Genomic DNA, 15,816 nt, shown 5'->3' on the forward strand with positions numbered 1-15,816 from the left:
CTTCTATACAAAGCATTAAAATTCATCATCACTGCCGTCAAAGCTATCATCGGTGTAATCATCGTCAACGTAATCGTCGTCCTCAGAGTTCACCAGCTCACCATTGTCATCAAATTCCTGTGACTGATAGCCCATCTCGCCAAGGGAGCTCTTATCGTAATCGTCATCGTACTTACGATCACCTTCCATCTCATAACGGTAATCGGTATCACCGTAATCGACAGTCTCCATGATCTCAACCTCGGTCTGATCCTCACGCAGCACTCTGACATCCAGCCCCAGTGCCTGCAGTTCCTTTAACAGAACCTTGAAGGACTCGGGGATACCGGGCTCAGGGATATTGTCTCCCTTGATGATTGCTTCGTAAGTCTTCACACGTCCGATCACATCATCGGACTTCACAGTCAGAATCTCCTGCAGGGTGTAGGATGCGCCATACGCCTCCAGAGCCCATACTTCCATCTCTCCGAAACGCTGGCCGCCGAACTGGGCTTTACCACCCAGAGGCTGCTGTGTTACCAGGGAGTACGGTCCGGTAGAACGCGCATGGATCTTATCATCTACCAGATGATGCAGTTTCAGGTAATGCATGTGTCCGATCGTTACAGGGCCATCAAAGTATTCACCGGTTCTACCGTCACGAAGACGTACCTTACCGTCTCTGGAAATGGGAACACCCTTCCATACTCCTCTGTGATCTCTGTTCTCAGACAGATACTGCATAACCTCAGGAAGAAGCTCTTCACCATGCTTGCTGGTAAAGGTCTCTCCTGCCCAGGGCTTACCGTCTGCGGTAGTTTCCTGTCCCTTTTCTTTCCACTCTGCACTTTCTGCATCGTCGAAAGGAAGGTTTACATAATCGTTGGCAAGATCCAACGTATCCATAATATCTTTCTCGTTCGCACCATCGAAGACAGGTGTTGCCACATTGAATCCCAGAGCCTTGGCAGCCAGGGAAAGGTGGATCTCCAGGACCTGTCCGATATTCATACGGGAAGGCACGCCCAGGGGGTTCAGCACGATGTCCAAAGGACGTCCGTTGGGCAGATAAGGCATATCTTCTACAGGAAGCACGCGGGAAACGACACCCTTGTTACCATGACGACCTGCCATCTTATCGCCTACGGAGATTTTTCTCTTCTGTGCGATATAAATGCGGACTGCCTGATTTACTCCGGGTGCCAGCTCATCGCTGTTCTCACGGGTAAATACCTTGGCATCCACTACAATACCATATTCGCCATGAGGTACCTTTAAGGAGGTATCTCTTACTTCTCTTGCCTTCTCACCGAAGATGGCACGCAGCAGTCTCTCTTCTGCGGTCAGTTCAGTCTCTCCCTTAGGAGTAACCTTACCTACCAGAATATCACCGGCACGAACCTCTGCGCCGATACGAATGATACCTCTGTCATCCAGATCCTTCAGTGCATCGTCACCGACACCGGGAACATCACGGGTGATCTCTTCCGGTCCCAGCTTGGTGTCACGGGCTTCTGCCTCATACTCCTCGATATGAACGGAAGTATAAACATCGTCACGTACCAGTCTCTCACTTAACAGAACCGCATCCTCGTAGTTGTAACCTTCCCAGGTCATGAAACCGATCAGAGGGTTCTTACCCAGTGCCAGCTCACCCTGAGAGGTGGAAGGACCGTCTGCAATGACCTGACCTGCCGCTACATGGTCACCCTTGAATACGATAGGCTTCTGGTTGTAGCAGTTGGACTGGTTACTGCGGGAGAACTTGGTCAGATGGATCTCTGCCTTTTCTCCGTCATCATAAGCAATGCGAATGATCTTGGAAGATACATAGGTAATGGTTCCGGGCTTCTTGGCCACTACGCAGACACCGGAGTCAACCGCTGTCTTTACTTCCATACCGGTACCAACCACAGGAGCCTCAGTGCTTAACAGAGGCACAGCCTGACGCTGCATGTTGGATCCCATCAGCGCACGGTTCGCATCATCGTTCTGCAGGAAAGGAATCAGTGCAGTAGCCACAGAGAATACCATTCTCGGGGATACATCCATGTAATCAAACATTTCCTTAGGATATTCCTGTGTCTCATCCAGATAACGTCCGGAAACAGATTTTCTCACGAAATGTCCCTCTGCATCCAGTGCTTCGTTTGCCTGTGCCACATGGTAATTATCCTCTTCGTCCGCAGTCATGTAGACTACTTCATCGGTAACGCGGGGGTTCTTAGGATCGGACTTGTCGATCTTGCGATAAGGAGCCTCTACGAAACCATATTCATTAATTCTTGCATAGCTTGCAAGAGAGTTGATCAGACCGATGTTAGGACCTTCGGGTGTCTCGATAGGGCACATTCTTCCATAATGGGAGTAATGTACATCTCGAACCTCGAATCCGGCACGGTCTCTGGACAGACCGCCGGGGCCCAGTGCAGACAGACGTCTCTTGTGGGTCAGCTCACCCAGAGGGTTATTCTGATCCATGAACTGAGACAGCTGGGAAGATCCGAAGAACTCCTTCACTGCAGCGGTTACAGGCTTGATATTGATCAGAGACTGGGGAGAAATATCCTCAGCATCATGTGTTGTCATACGCTCACGTACCACTCTCTCCATTCTGGACAGACCGATACGATACTGGTTCTGCAGCAGCTCACCTACTGCGCGGATACGTCTGTTGCCCAGATGGTCGATATCATCATCGTTGCCCAGGCCATACTCCAGATGCATATTATAGTTGATGGAAGCCAGGATATCTTCCTTGGTAATATGCTTGGGTACCAGTTCATGTACGTTCTTCTTGATTGCTTCTGCCAGCTTCTCGGGATCATCGCCGAACTCTTCCAGGATCTGTGCCAGAACCGGATAGTATACCAGTTCATGGATACCGAAATCCTTGGGATTGCAATCTACATAGTGGGTAAGATCTACCATCAGATTAGACAGTACTTTTACAGTTCTCTCTTCGGTCTGGATATATACGAAGGGAACTGCGCTGTTCTGGATGGTATCTGCCAGCTCTGCGGTCACCTTGTCTCCTGCGGATGCGATCACTTCACCGGTGGAAGGATCCACTACATCTGCAGCCAGGATCTGATGACGGATACGATTCTTCAGAGCTAACTTCTTATTGAATTTATATCTGCCGACTTTGGCTAAATCATATCTTCTGGGGTCGAAGAACATAGCATTGATCAGGCTCTCAGCGCTCTCAACGCTTAAAGGCTCACCGGGACGGATCTTTTTGTATAACTCTAACAGACCCTCCTGATAATTCTCAGCAGTGTCCTTGGTAAAGCTTGCCTCGATCTTGGGCTCGTCACCGAAGAGTTCACGGATCTCATCATTGGTACCGATACCCAGGGCTCTGATCAGTACGGTAATGGGAACCTTACGGGTTCTGTCCACACGTACATAGAAGACATCGTTAGAGTCGGTCTCATACTCCAGCCATGCACCACGGTTCGGGATCACGGTACAGGAGAAGAGCTTCTTACCGATCTTATCATGTCCGATTCCGTAGTAGATACCGGGAGAACGAACCAACTGGCTGACGATAACACGTTCTGCGCCATTGATTACGAAAGTACCGGTCTCAGTCATCAGCGGAAGATCACCCATGAAGATCTCATGCTCACTGATTTCTTCCTTCTCCTTGTTATAAAGGCGAACCTTAACCTTAAGAGGTGCTGCAAAGGTAGCATCTCTCTCTTTACACTCTTCGATAGAATACTTCACGTCGTCCCTGCAGAGTTCAAAATCCACAAATTCCAGACTCAAGGAACCGCTGTAGTCAGCGATCGGAGAGATGTCGTCAAAGACTTCCTTCAAGCCTTCGTCTAAAAACCACTGATAGGAGTCCTTCTGGACCTCGATCAGATTGGGCATCTCTAAAACCTCTTCTTGTCTTGAATAACTCATACGCATAACCTTGGTACCGGCAATCGGACGTATTCTGTTCTTTTCCATTGACATTTCACCCCGTTCTTTCAGATTTAAAGCCTATTTTGCGTCGGCAACAATGCAGTATATATAAACGCCAGTTTTTTGGCATGACAAATAAGCATGGTACCGCACAATAGTGCACTATCCATAATAGCACAATGTTAGAAATACGTCAAGGAAATATTTTGAATTATTTAAAAAGAATAGATATTTTTAAAAATTAATAACTGACAGATGCGAATAAGAAAAACCATGCACCGGCAGGTGCCGGCACATGGTCCGTCATATACTGGTTAAAAATTACTTCAGAGTAACCTTTGCGCCAACTTCCTCAAGCTTCTTCTTGATGTCCTCAGCCTCTTCCTTAGAAGCGCCTTCCTTAACAACCTTAGGAGCTCCGTCAACTACGTCCTTAGCTTCCTTCAGGCCCAGACCGGTTACTTCACGAACAACCTTGATAACCTTAACCTTCTCAGCGCCAACCTCGGTCAGCTCTACGTCGAACTCAGTCTTCTCTTCTGCTGCTTCAGCAGGGCCAGCTGCTGCTACAACAACGCCAGCTGCTGCAGATACGCCGAACTCCTCCTCGCAAGCCTTTACGAGATCATTTAACTCTAATACAGATAACTCTTTGATAGCATCGATTAATTCCTGTGCTGTTAATTTAGCCATTTTAATTTCCTCCATTTGAAATATTTTGATTGATTGTCAATTAGCTGCAATTATTATTCAGCTGTGGGTGCTGCTTCGCAAGCTGCTGCGCCGCCTTTTTCAGCCAGCTGATTCATAACACGTGCAAAATTGGTGATAGGACTCTGTAAGCTGCCAAGCAGTTTGGAAATGAGTACGTCTCTGGAAGGGATGTTAGCGATTGCAGCCATACCCTTAGCATCATAAACAGTACCTTCTACCACACCGGCCTTGATCTCAAGCTTATCAGCAGTCTTAGCGAATTGAGCCAGTACTCTTGCAGGAGCGGTTGCATCCTCGGTAGAGTAAGCCATTGCGCTGGGTCCTTCCAGATACTCGGACAGACCTTCGAACTGTGTACCCTTGAACGCAAAGTTCATCATAGTGTTCTTGTAAACCTTGTAGCTAACTCCTGCCTCACGTAAGCTCTTACGTAACTGGGTATCCTGCTCAACAGTAAGTCCACGGTAGTCTACCAGAACTACAGACTGGGCATCTTTGATACCAGCAGAAATCTCTTCTACTACAGGCTGTTTTAATTCAACTTTTGCCATTTCTTTACCTCCTTATAGATTTTGTGCCGATAAGAAGAATATAAATAGAATCCTGCTCGCAGGATTCTACGCCTGCGGCGAATCGCTTTAGCGATATATTTCACTTCGCCGCAGTGCGATCCTCGCGGAGCGTTTTGCTTTATAGGATAAAATCCTATAAAGTAAAAAAAACTCTCTGTGAAGACACAGAGAGATGATATCATCATACTTATCTCCTCGGCAGGACTTACGCTCGGTCTCCCTTGCACCTGCTGTCTTCGGCATGGTTTTACAACCTCAGATAGAATAGCATGGGAGACCTTGTTTGTCAAGGATTATTTAATAATTTTCTGCATGAATTTCAAAATAGCTCTGGGGATGATTACATACGGGGCAAACCTCCGGTGCCTTGGTGCCTACCACGATATGCCCGCAGTTGCGGCACTCCCATACCTTCACTTCACTCTTCTCGAACACTTTTGCTGTCTCCACGTTCTTTAACAGTTCGCGGTATCTTTCCTCATGATGCTTTTCGATCTCTCCAACCATACGGAATTTCTGCGCCAGTTCAGGGAATCCCTCATTCTCTGCAGTTGCCGCAAAATCTTCATACATATCAGTCCACTCGAAATTCTCACCTTCGGATGCTGCAGCAAGATTTGCTTTGGTATCACCGATGCCGTTCAGTTCCTTGAACCACATTTTTGCATGTTCTTTCTCATTATCTGCAGTCTTTAAGAAAATAGCTGCGATCTGCTCATACCCTTCCTTCTTTGCTACAGATGAAAAATAAGTATATTTGTTACGTGCCTGGGACTCTCCGGCAAATGCCGCCTGGAGATTTTTCTCTGTCTGGGTTCCCTGATATTTGTTCATGGTGTTTTCTCCTTCTCTTTTCATCTACTATACCTTTTGGAGGTAACCTTTATTCTAAAACATACGGTTTCTCCGTTCTTCGAACGTTCGAATTCGTAACCAGCATACCTGCAGGCAGCCAGTTATTGTTTCCTAAGGATAAATGTATTCTATCACAAAAACCGCCTCACTGTAAACAGTGAAGCGGCTCTTTTGCATTCGTTATCTAATTAGATTAGAGATCAGATTAGAACTTTGCTACGCTAACCTTAACGCCAGGTCCCATAGTGCTGGTCAGAGTGATGCTTCTCAGATACTGACCCTTTAATGCGCTGGGCTTAGCCTTTACGATTGCGTCCATAAGTGCATTGAAGTTCTCCTGCAGAGCTTCCTCAGAGAAAGAAGCCTTACCAACGGGAACATGCACGATGTTGGTCTTATCAAGTCTGTATTCAATCTTACCGGCTTTGATATCGTTAACTGCCTTGGTTACATCCATGGTTACGGTACCAGCCTTAGGGTTAGGCATTAAGCCCTTAGGTCCGAGAACCTTACCCAGACGACCTACAACGCCCATCATATCAGGGGTTGCTACTACAACGTCGAAGTCCAGCCATCCTTCGTTCTGGATCTTCGGGATCAGCTCCTCGCCACCAACATAGTCAGCGCCTGCAGCCTCAGCCTCATTGATCTTATCGCCCTTTGCGAATACCAGAACTTTTACAGTCTTACCAGTTCCGTTAGGCAGTACAACTGCGCCACGGATCTGCTGCTCAGCGTGACGTCCGTCACAACCGGTTCTGATGTGAACTTCGATGGTCTCATCGAATTTAGCAGTTGCAGTTTTCTTAACCAGAGCGATAGCATCGTTGGGCTCATAGAATGTAGCACGATCTACCAGCTTGGCAGCTTCGGTATATTTCTTACCATGTTTCATTATTTTACCTCCTAGGTTCCAGCGGCAATATTTTATTCATTGCCTCCCAAATATTTATAAGTTACTCCTCAACAACAATACCCATGCTGCGTGCAGTACCAGCGATCATGCTCATAGCTGCTTCCAGGCTTGCTGCATTCAGATCCGGCATCTTCATCTCAGCGATTTCCTGAACCTTAGCCTTGGAAATGGTAGCTACCTTGGTCTTGTTAGGAACGCCGGAACCGGACTTAATGTTGCAGGCTTTCTTTAACAGTACTGCTGCAGGGGGAGTCTTTGTAACGAAACTAAAGCTTCTGTCTGCATATACAGTAATAACTACGGGGATGATAAGATCCCCCTTGTCTGCTGTTCTTGCGTTGAACTGCTTGGTAAATTCAACGATGTTAACCCCGTGCTGTCCAAGTGCAGGACCAACAGGGGGAGCCGGTGTTGCTTTGCCGGCAGGGATCTGTAACTTGATATATCCTTCTACTTTCTTTGCCATTGTGGCACCTCCTATAATGTGGTAATTCGGCGCAGGCTGCCTTGTTGCTCGCCTCCTGCTCCCACTGGAACGACTTCTCGTTCCTTTCATGCTGCCACTCTCTTCACCTTGCGGTTTCTGAGAGTTTTATATTTTATCTCCGGAATTGCCCGTGAGAAAAAATATCCTTCTAAGCTTATTAAAGCTTTCTGACCTCTGCAAAGCTGATTTCCACAGGGGTCTCTCTTCCAAACATTTCTACATTGATCGTAGCTGTCTGTTTGCCATAGTCCAGTTTCTGCACCACGCCGACGGTATCCTTCCATACTCCGGCCACAACAGCAATGCTGTCGCCTTCACCAAAGTCGATGGATACATTCTCGGTCTTAATGCCCAAAGGCTTCATCTCAGCTTCTGTAAGAGGTACAGGTTTACTTCCGGGACCTACGAAACCGGTCACGCCACGGGTATTACGAACGACATACCAGGTATCATCGTTCATCTCCATGTTGAGAAGCACATAACCGGGGAACATTTTCTTGGAGACCGTCTTGCGGGCGCCGTCTTTCAGTTCTACGACATCCTGCATGGGAACTCTTACTTCAAGGATCTGTTCTGCCAGACTCTTGTTGTTCTCTATGGTCTTCTCAATATTGGCTTTGACCTTGTTCTCATATCCTGAATAGGTATGGACTACATACCATTTTGCCTCTGCCATACAATCACCCTCGCTCTATAATGATGTTAAGAAGTTTACGCCGTACTGGATAAAATAATCCAGAACCGCAATAATCACACCCACTACAACTGATATTGCAACAACCGCTACGGATTGCTTCAATGTTGATTGTCTGTCCGGCCATGAAATTTTCTTAAATTCAGCTTTTGCGCCTTTAAAGAAACTGGGGCGCTTCTGTTTTTCTGCGGAATCTCCCATTTCGACCTCCCATACTAGAACGGCTGATTATTTGGTTTCTTTGTGCAATGTATGTGTCTTACAGAATCTACAATACTTCTTGGTTTCCATTCTATCAGGATGAGTCTTCTTATCCTTGGTAGTATTGTAGTTACGCTGCTTGCACTCGGTACATGCTAAAGTAATTTTTGTACGCATTTTTCTACCTCCACGTGTTTTCTGATCTCTAAATTTAAGCATAAAAAAAAGACCTAAATCTCATCTCGCTTGGATACTATAACATAATCTGCGGTCTTCGTCAACTGTTTTCCCAAAAATCCCACTATTTTTCTTGTTTCTTCTTATTTATTATGCTATAATGATCGCATAAAAGTGGGATATTGGATTTTCCCGTCCCAATTCATCCGCAGGGAAGAAAGGAGATGCCTATGAGTGCTATCATGAACACTGTCTATAATAACTACCTGACTGCCTATGCATCAAGACAGATTACAAAATATGACACCCATAAAAAGAGTGAGCTTCGCAGTGTATACAACTCTATCGTAAAGCTGAACAAGGACACTCCCTGGTATCTTCCCACCACCAGTAAAGACACACAGCATTATGCCGTGGATCTGAAGGAAAACGCCCGCGAACTGCACAACACCATCGCACAGATCGGCGGACTGGAGACGGATGGACTGTTCCGGAAAAAGAGTGCCTACTCCACAGACGATGATATCGTGGAGGCTTCCTACATAGGCTCCGATACCACCACAGGAGCTTCTCCGGAATTTGATATCGAAGTAAAACAGCTGGCCACGCCGCAGGAGAATCTGGGTTATTTTCTTCCGGATCTGGCAGCCACGCTTGCTCCTGCCACCTATTCTTTTGATATTGCGATCAACGATATGAACTATGAATTCCAGTTCAATATTGGCGAGGGTGATACGAACCGGCAGATCACGGAACGTCTGTCCCGTCTGATCAACAACGCGGATATCGGTATCACAGCAGATGTGATGGAATCCGATTCCCGTTACGCACTTCGTCTGACCTCGGATGCTACCGGTGTACCGAACGGCAAGGCCTATCATTTTCAGGTCAGCGATGATCATACCAGCAAGACCTCCGGTGTTGTGGATTACCTCGGACTGAATTATGTCAGTCGTCCTGCCGGCAACGCAAGATTTTTTCTCAATGGTGAAGAACGAACCGCTTCTTCCAACCACTTTACAATAGGAAAACTGTTCGATGTACAGTTAAAAGCCGTCAGTCCGGAGGATCAGCCCACACATGTCGGTCTGAAAACAGATACCGAATCCATCACAGACAATATCATCCAGCTGGTAGGCAGTTATAATGAATTTATTAAAACAGCTTCCTCCTACCTGGAGACACAGTCCAGAAGCAAACAACTGATTCACGAATTCTCCTCCATAACTTCCCACTACGGTACTTCTCTGGAAAACATGGGAATGCACCTGCAGGAGGATGGTATTCTATCTGTCAATGATGAAAAGCTGCGGCAGACCGCCGCGGAATCCGGGAATGACCTGTCCGGCTTCAATGTACTAAAAGAATTCAGCAGTTCGCTTTTACACAAGAGTGATCAGGTTGCTCTGAATCCTATGAATTATGTAGACAAAAAAATTGTGGCCTACAAAAATCCCGGTCACAATTTTGCCAGTCCTTACATTACCAGCGCTTACAGCGGTATGATGTTTAACAGCTACTGTTGATTCCCTTCCGGGGAATTAACAGTAGCTGTTATTTCATTTTCTGCTTCTGTTTTCTTATTTTGCCTTTTTGGATTTGGCCTTGTACTTATCAATCTGTACAAAATCATCCATCAGCTCCAGAATCTTGTCTCTACCTGTCTGGTTCAGCTTCACGTAGTTCTGCATAACACGGTTTTCCAGAAGCTGTGCTCCCAGAGAAGCATCTCTCTCCAGAGAAGAGAAATCCACCGGGTTCAGGCTCAGCTTGTCACACATCTTGATCACTGTTCCGTACGCCATCCCTTCAATCCCGCGCTCCAATGCAGTCACCAGTGTGCTGTAGGGAATGTTCATCTCCATGGCAAACTGTCTGACACTACGATACTGTCTCAAAATTTCTTTCTTTAAAATCTCCGCCTTAGTCATATTTATTCCTCCACGTGTCCTCCAAAATTGGTACAGCTATAATATACGATTTCCCGTTTTCCATTTCAAGTAAAAAACAGAAAATTAAGAATTTCGACGAATTTTTAACAATATTTTTATATTTCTTCCAATTGATCCAGCCAGATCCTGGCACAGGCATCGGACGGCATCCGCAGATCACCTCTGGGTGACAATGCCACACTTCCCACTTTCGGTCCGTCCGGCAGGCAGGAACGCTTAAACTGCTGTGTGAAAAATCTCCGGTAAAAATTCTTCAGCCACTTGCGGATCGTCGGATCGTCATATTTTCCTTCAAAGGTCTCTCTCGCGATCCGGTAGACCTTGTCCGGTGCATAACCGCACCGCAGCATATAATACAGGAAAAAGTCATGCAGTTCGTAAGGACCTACCAGATCTTCCGTCTTCTGTGCAATGTTCCCCTCCACCGGTGGAAGCAGTTCCGGGCTCACCGGCGTATCCAGCACGTCCTTTAGGACTGCGGTAAGCTCTGCATTATTACAGGTATCGGCATAATAGGCCACCAGATGTCTCACCAGTGTTTTGGGCACTCCGGCATTGACGCCATACATGGACATATGATCTCCGTTATAGGTAGCCCACCCTAAGGCCAGTTCCGACATATCTCCCGTGCCGATGACCAGAGCATTTTCCTTGTTGGCAATATCCATGAGCACCTGGGTACGCTCTCTGGCCTGTCCATTCTCATAGGTGACATCATGGCACTCCATATCCTGACCGATATCCGTAAAATGTCTGGTGACCGATTCCCGGATATCCACCTCCCGCAATGTAGTTCCCAGCGTCTTCGCCAGCAGACAGGCATTCTCATAAGTCCGGTCTGTTGTTCCGAAACAGGGCATGGTCACTGCAATGATCCCCGACCTCGGAAGTCCCAACAGATCAAAAGTGCGCACTGTCACTAAAAGTGCCAGTGTGGAATCCAGTCCTCCTGAAATCCCCAGGACCGCTGTCTTACATCCGATATGCTCATATCTCTTTTTCAGGCCGAAAGCCTGAATGGATAAAATATCTTCACATCTGCGGTTGCGTTCTACCATGTCCTCCGGTACAAACGGGTGTGCAGCAAACTTCCGGTCCAGTTTTGTCCCAGTCAGCTGCATGGAAAAAGGAACTGTAAGATAGGGCTTCATCGGTCTCTTTCCGAAGGTACCCATTCGCCTGCGCTCACTGCTTATTTTTAATACATCCAGATCTGTGTAAAGAATTCCCGTAGTAAAACGCGCGGACTGTACCAACAGTGTTCCGTTCTCTGCGATCAGATCATGTCCTCCGAATACCAGATCCTGCGTGGATTCCCCTTCTCCGGCAGAGGTATAGATATAACCGCACAGAAGTCTTGCACTGGAAGCTTTTATCAGAAGGGTACGATAATCATCCTTGGAAACCGTCTCATTGGAGGCCGACAGATTCGCAATAACTGTAGCTCCCATCAGTGCATGCGAGGTAGAAGGCGGCTCTGCCACCCACAGATCTTCGCAGAGCTCACATCCCAATATCAGCTCCGGAAGTTCCTCACACCGGAACAACAGGTTGGATCCGAAAGGAATCACCTGTTTTCCCAGACGATATTCCGTCACCGTTTCCTCTCCCGGTGTGAAATGTCTGCCTTCATAGAACTCCGCATACATAGGGATATTTTTCTTAGGAATCATTCCCAGTATCCTACCCCGGTACAATACCGCAGCCACATTGTACAGACGGCCGTCCTTGTCCACGGGAAGTCCCACCAGAAATAACGTTTCCAACTGTCCGGTCTCTTCTGCAATCGTAAGCAATGCTTCTTTTGCTTTTTCCAACAAAAGTTCTTGCAAAAAAAGATCGTTACAGGTGTATCCGGTAATACATAATTCCGGAAACACTACGATCTTTGCTCCATGCTCCGCCGCTTCTTTTGCCTGTTCACAGATTACCTGCGCATTATAGACCGGATCCGCCACCCGGATCCTGGGTGTGGCGGATGCTACCTTGACAAATCCCTGTTTCATAAGCTTCCTCGCTTTACTGTATACATTACTGGATCATCTGTTTCAATTCATCCACGGTAAAATTATAGTTTTTATTACAGAAGTGGCAGTTCACTTCGATGGTCTCTCCATCATCGATCATGGACTGCAATTCTTCCCTGCCAATGCTGATCAGTGCTTTTCTCACTCTGTCCTTGCTGCAATTGCAGGCAAATTCCACAGGAAGTGTATCGGTGATCTCCAGATCCATTCCGGAAAGCAGTACTTCCAGCATTCCCTCCGGAGTCTTGCCGGCATCCAGCATAGTAGTAACGGAAGAGAGATTCTTGATATTCTCTTCCAGTTTGCTGATCATTTCCTCTTCCGCAAAGGGCATCAGCTGTACAATGAAACCGCCTGCCTGTCTCACGGTATTGTCTCTGTTCATCAATACCCCAAGTCCTACCACGGAAGGTACCTGTTCGGATACCGCAAAATAATAGGTCAGATCCTCTGCAATCTCGCCGGTCTGCAGCTCTGTCTGTCCCACATAGGGATCCTTCAGTCCCATATCGCGGATCACGCTTAAAACACCTGCACCTACGGCACCGCCCACATCCAGTTTTCCCTGGGCATTGGCTGGCAGGATCACATCGGGCACATTGGCATAGCCCTTTACATGACCGTTCATATCTGCTGTAACTGTCAGTCCGCCAATCGGACCATCTCCTTTGATCTGCAGTGTGATCAGTTCATCATCGCCCTTTAACATGCTTCCCATCATGGCCCCTGCGCTGAGTAATCTTCCCAGTGCCGCCGTTACCACAGGGCTGGTATTGTGAGACGCTCTTGCGGTCTCCACCGTCTCTCTTGTCGTGCAGGCGAACGCTCGGATCTGCGCATTTGCCGCGGTTGCACGTACCATATAATCCTTCATTTATTCCACGTACCTTTCTGTCTACAGCTCTTTCTGCTGCTCTTTTGCTACGATATATACTCTTTCACTGGTCTCCGTTACCGCCTCACCGGTATCGGAATCCATGATCTCCAGAATCTTCAGTCCGGCCTGTTCCACCAGTGTCCTCATCTGTCCTACGGTATAACCCCTCTGCAAATGGGTCTCGGTAAATCTGTGGAAGGTATCACCCTCTTCCTGGACGAAGATTGTCAGATCATACTCGTTGATCTCTTCTTCCGGATCATAATAATTTTCCCAGATAAAACTACAATCCTCCCGGTTCTCCGCAATCGTCGTATTGCCGATGACTTCCCGGTATTTATAATCTGTATTAAAATCAAAGATAAAAATGCCACCGGGGTAGAGATAATTGTTCACCAGCCGGAATACCTGCAAAAGTTCCTCTTCTTCCAAAATATAATTGACGGAATCACAGACGCTGATCACCGTACCAACAGTAGAATACAGATCCAGTTCCCGCATATCCTGATGCAGATAGAGGATCTCCGAACCGCTCTCCACCTTTTTCTCCATGGCAATGCCCAGCATCTCTTCAGAATTGTCCACGCCGATGCAATCATACCCTTTTTGGTATAACAGTTCTGTCAAAGTGCCGGTGCCGCAGCCCAGATCCACCACCAGATTCCGCTCGGAATCCAGAATTCCTTCCGCGTCCCGCGTAGGTCTGGATACACCATAGGACGCAATCAGCTGATCCAGACGATTGCACCACATTTCATAGGGTGTATTATCCATCAGTTCGTCATATACTCTTGCAAAGTCTGTATAGATTTCTTCCGTATTCTCCATAATTGCAGCATCTCCAGTTTTTTTAGAAAATAGTCCCCAGTGCGCCGAATACTCCCATGCTGAGCAATCCCATGATCACGCCTGCCAGAACCACACCGCACATTACTGCAATGACACTGGACTTGAAATCCATGTCTAACAAACTTGCTGCCAGTGTTCCGGTCCACGCACCGGTTCCGGGAAGGGGAATACCCACGAACAACAACAGCGCCACGAACAGACCTCTGCCCGCTTTTTCCTGCAGCTTTTGTCCGCCTTTATGTCCTTTTTCCAGGCAGAAGGTAAAGAACTTGCCGATGACCGGCTTGTCCGCACCCCATTCCAGTACTTTTCTTGCAAAAAAGAAGATAATAGGTACCGGCAGCATATTTCCCAGAATACAGATAATATAGCTGGGAAGCAAAGGAAGATTCATTCCAACCGCAATAGGGACAGCACCTCTCAGCTCGATCAGAGGAACCATAGATACCAGGAAAATCATCAAATATTTTTTTAACATGTGTTTACTCCAATTCTTTTAATTTATTTATGCCCGCTTTTCCAGATAATTTTTCAAAAAAGCGATCAATCGGTCCATTTCCTCATCCGTGCCGACTGTAATACGCAGGGAGTTGGCAATTCTCGGTTTATTCCAGTGTCTGACATAGATGTCAGCCTCACGGAGAGCCCGGAACAGTTCTTCCGCGGGAACTTCCTTATGAGAAGCAAATATAAAGTTTGCTTTCGAATCTGGGAAAGTAAAGCCCAGCTCGTTCAGTTCCTTCTTGATCCGCTCTCTGGTAGCTGCGATCTTTGCCGTGGTGGCCTTGAAATAAGCGTCATCTCTTACCGCTTCCACACCCATGACCTGTGAAGGCAGGTTCATGGTATAGGAGTTAAAGGAGAATTTTACATCATTCAGATAATGGATCAGCTTCTCATTACCAATGCAGAAGCCGATACGCATTCCCGCCATGGCTCTGGATTTGGAAAAAGTCTGTACCACCAGAAGATTCTCATATTTTTTAAGTAACGGCAGTGCACTTGTGCCACCGAAGTCCACATAAGCCTCATCCACGATCACTACCACATCCGGATTGGCCTGCAGGATCTCTTCGATCAGTTCCTGCGATTCCTCCACACCGGTGGGGGCATTGGGATTCGGGAAGATCACACCGCCGTTGGGCTGCTTGTAGTCCTCCGGGTTAATGTGCCAGTTCTCATCCAGTGCACAGGTATGATACGGAATGCGATACAGATCCGCCCACACATCATAGAAGGAATAAGTCACATCCGGGAACAGGATCGGCTTTCCGCTGTTGAAAAATGTCAGAAATGCCATGGATAATACATCATCGGATCCCACACCTACAAATACCTGTTCCGGTTTCACACCATAATATGCTGCCAACTCGTCCACCAGGGGCTGCGCATTTGAATTCGGATATAAGCGCAGTGCCGCACTCTCCATATTTTCTGCTGCCTTCCGCACCCCCGGGGCAGGAGGATAAGGACACTCATTCGTATTCAGCTTGATCATGTTCGGGCGGTTCGGCTGCTCTCCTGCCACATAAGGAACCACCTTACGTACGTTTTCTTCCCACTTCATGTTAATAACCATGCCTTTCTCAAAACCT

16 protein-coding genes and 1 other annotated feature are annotated in these 15,816 nt (G+C 47.1%); of the genes, 1 reads left to right on the forward strand and 15 read right to left on the reverse strand.

Features of this window, described 5'->3' with window-relative positions:
- Positions 1-15: 15 nt before the first annotated feature.
- From DW835_RS06620 to rpmG, 9 genes are all read right to left on the reverse strand, one after another.
- On the reverse strand, positions 16-3,945 hold the full coding sequence (locus tag DW835_RS06620) for a DNA-directed RNA polymerase subunit beta (RefSeq protein ID WP_118503849.1): 3,930 nt from the start codon (positions 3,943-3,945) through the stop codon (positions 16-18).
- Positions 3,946-4,221: 276 nt separating this feature from the next.
- Entirely contained in the window at positions 4,222-4,593 is a 372-nt protein-coding gene (rplL, locus tag DW835_RS06625) for a 50S ribosomal protein L7/L12 (RefSeq protein WP_022153710.1), read from the reverse strand.
- A gap of 53 nt (positions 4,594-4,646) precedes the next feature.
- Entirely contained in the window at positions 4,647-5,165 is a 519-nt protein-coding gene (gene rplJ, locus DW835_RS06630) for a 50S ribosomal protein L10 (RefSeq protein ID WP_117465603.1), read from the reverse strand.
- A 155-nt stretch (positions 5,166-5,320) separates the two neighbouring features.
- Positions 5,321-5,444: a sequence feature (ribosomal protein L10 leader region), on the reverse strand.
- A 39-nt stretch (positions 5,445-5,483) separates the two neighbouring features.
- Positions 5,484-6,020 carry a rubrerythrin gene (gene rbr, locus DW835_RS06640; RefSeq protein ID WP_118503845.1) on the reverse strand — a complete coding sequence of 179 codons (537 nt, stop codon included), beginning with the start codon at positions 6,018-6,020 and terminating at the stop codon, positions 5,484-5,486.
- A gap of 226 nt (positions 6,021-6,246) precedes the next feature.
- Complete coding sequence (rplA, locus tag DW835_RS06645) at positions 6,247-6,936, reverse strand: 50S ribosomal protein L1 (protein WP_118503843.1); 690 nt, start codon at positions 6,934-6,936, stop codon at positions 6,247-6,249.
- 61 nt (positions 6,937-6,997) lie between these two features.
- Entirely contained in the window at positions 6,998-7,423 is a 426-nt protein-coding gene (rplK, locus tag DW835_RS06650) for a 50S ribosomal protein L11 (RefSeq protein WP_117465604.1), read from the reverse strand.
- Positions 7,424-7,601: 178 nt separating this feature from the next.
- Entirely contained in the window at positions 7,602-8,120 is a 519-nt protein-coding gene (nusG, locus tag DW835_RS06655; RefSeq protein ID WP_117465605.1) for a transcription termination/antitermination protein NusG, read from the reverse strand.
- Between the two features lie 15 nt (positions 8,121-8,135).
- A complete protein-coding gene (secE, locus tag DW835_RS06660) occupies positions 8,136-8,339 on the reverse strand; it encodes a preprotein translocase subunit SecE (protein ID WP_022153715.1) in 204 nt (67 codons plus the stop codon).
- 27 nt (positions 8,340-8,366) lie between these two features.
- Positions 8,367-8,516 carry a 50S ribosomal protein L33 gene (gene rpmG / locus DW835_RS06665; protein ID WP_022153716.1) on the reverse strand — a complete coding sequence of 50 codons (150 nt, stop codon included), beginning with the start codon at positions 8,514-8,516 and terminating at the stop codon, positions 8,367-8,369.
- A gap of 230 nt (positions 8,517-8,746) precedes the next feature.
- On the opposite strand from rpmG, the gene fliD reads away from it, so the two are divergent.
- Positions 8,747-10,042: a flagellar filament capping protein FliD gene (gene fliD / locus DW835_RS06670; protein WP_182430268.1), complete on the forward strand. Its 1,296-nt coding sequence runs from the start codon at positions 8,747-8,749 to the stop codon at positions 10,040-10,042.
- Between the two features lie 54 nt (positions 10,043-10,096).
- Here fliD and DW835_RS06675 read toward each other — a convergent pair whose 3' ends face one another.
- The 6 genes from DW835_RS06675 to hisC all read right to left on the reverse strand — a co-directional run bounded on the left by DW835_RS06675 (position 10,097) and on the right by hisC (position 15,788).
- A complete protein-coding gene (locus tag DW835_RS06675; protein WP_022312172.1) occupies positions 10,097-10,447 on the reverse strand; it encodes a transcriptional regulator in 351 nt (116 codons plus the stop codon).
- 116 nt (positions 10,448-10,563) lie between these two features.
- A complete protein-coding gene (locus DW835_RS06680; protein WP_022312171.1) occupies positions 10,564-12,474 on the reverse strand; it encodes an NAD(+) synthase in 1,911 nt (636 codons plus the stop codon).
- Positions 12,475-12,499: 25 nt separating this feature from the next.
- Positions 12,500-13,369: an Hsp33 family molecular chaperone HslO gene (hslO, locus tag DW835_RS06685; RefSeq protein ID WP_118503838.1), complete on the reverse strand. Its 870-nt coding sequence runs from the start codon at positions 13,367-13,369 to the stop codon at positions 12,500-12,502.
- A gap of 21 nt (positions 13,370-13,390) precedes the next feature.
- A complete protein-coding gene (locus DW835_RS06690; protein ID WP_118669223.1) occupies positions 13,391-14,200 on the reverse strand; it encodes a class I SAM-dependent methyltransferase in 810 nt (269 codons plus the stop codon).
- A gap of 22 nt (positions 14,201-14,222) precedes the next feature.
- Positions 14,223-14,699 (reverse strand): small multi-drug export protein, encoded by a 477-nt coding sequence (locus DW835_RS06695; protein ID WP_022312168.1) that lies wholly within the window; start codon positions 14,697-14,699, stop codon positions 14,223-14,225.
- A gap of 27 nt (positions 14,700-14,726) precedes the next feature.
- On the reverse strand, positions 14,727-15,788 hold the full coding sequence (gene hisC / locus DW835_RS06700) for a histidinol-phosphate transaminase (RefSeq protein ID WP_118730889.1): 1,062 nt from the start codon (positions 15,786-15,788) through the stop codon (positions 14,727-14,729).
- Between the last annotated feature and the right edge of the window lie 28 nt (positions 15,789-15,816).

It is taken from the genome of Clostridium sp. AM34-9AC (genome assembly GCF_003480225.1).
GTDB classification, from domain to species: domain Bacteria; phylum Bacillota; class Clostridia; order Lachnospirales; family Lachnospiraceae; genus Acetatifactor; species Acetatifactor acetigignens.

Bases quoted from the DNA above. Each gene is read 5' to 3' on its own strand.
- rplJ (WP_117465603.1), bottom strand. From the start codon at position 5,165: ATGGCAAAAGTTGAATTAAAACAGCCTGTAGTAGAAGAGATTTCTGCT.
- DW835_RS06690 (WP_118669223.1), bottom strand. From the start codon at position 14,200: ATGGAGAATACGGAAGAAATCTATACAGACTTTGCAAGAGTATATGAC.
- rplA (WP_118503843.1), bottom strand. From the start codon at position 6,936: ATGAAACATGGTAAGAAATATACCGAAGCTGCCAAGCTGGTAGATCGT.
- DW835_RS06680 (WP_022312171.1), bottom strand. From the start codon at position 12,474: ATGAAACAGGGATTTGTCAAGGTAGCATCCGCCACACCCAGGATCCGG.
- hisC (WP_118730889.1), bottom strand. From the start codon at position 15,788: ATGAAGTGGGAAGAAAACGTACGTAAGGTGGTTCCTTATGTGGCAGGA.
- DW835_RS06675 (WP_022312172.1), bottom strand. From the start codon at position 10,447: ATGACTAAGGCGGAGATTTTAAAGAAAGAAATTTTGAGACAGTATCGT.
- rplK (WP_117465604.1), bottom strand. From the start codon at position 7,423: ATGGCAAAGAAAGTAGAAGGATATATCAAGTTACAGATCCCTGCCGGC.
- DW835_RS06620 (WP_118503849.1), bottom strand. From the start codon at position 3,945: ATGGAAAAGAACAGAATACGTCCGATTGCCGGTACCAAGGTTATGCGT.
- rplL (WP_022153710.1), bottom strand. From the start codon at position 4,593: ATGGCTAAATTAACAGCACAGGAATTAATCGATGCTATCAAAGAGTTA.
- fliD (WP_182430268.1), top strand. From the start codon at position 8,747: ATGAGTGCTATCATGAACACTGTCTATAATAACTACCTGACTGCCTAT.
- nusG (WP_117465605.1), bottom strand. From the start codon at position 8,120: ATGGCAGAGGCAAAATGGTATGTAGTCCATACCTATTCAGGATATGAG.
- hslO (WP_118503838.1), bottom strand. From the start codon at position 13,369: ATGAAGGATTATATGGTACGTGCAACCGCGGCAAATGCGCAGATCCGA.
- DW835_RS06695 (WP_022312168.1), bottom strand. From the start codon at position 14,699: ATGTTAAAAAAATATTTGATGATTTTCCTGGTATCTATGGTTCCTCTG.
- secE (WP_022153715.1), bottom strand. From the start codon at position 8,339: ATGGGAGATTCCGCAGAAAAACAGAAGCGCCCCAGTTTCTTTAAAGGC.
- rbr (WP_118503845.1), bottom strand. From the start codon at position 6,020: ATGAACAAATATCAGGGAACCCAGACAGAGAAAAATCTCCAGGCGGCA.
- rpmG (WP_022153716.1), bottom strand. From the start codon at position 8,516: ATGCGTACAAAAATTACTTTAGCATGTACCGAGTGCAAGCAGCGTAAC.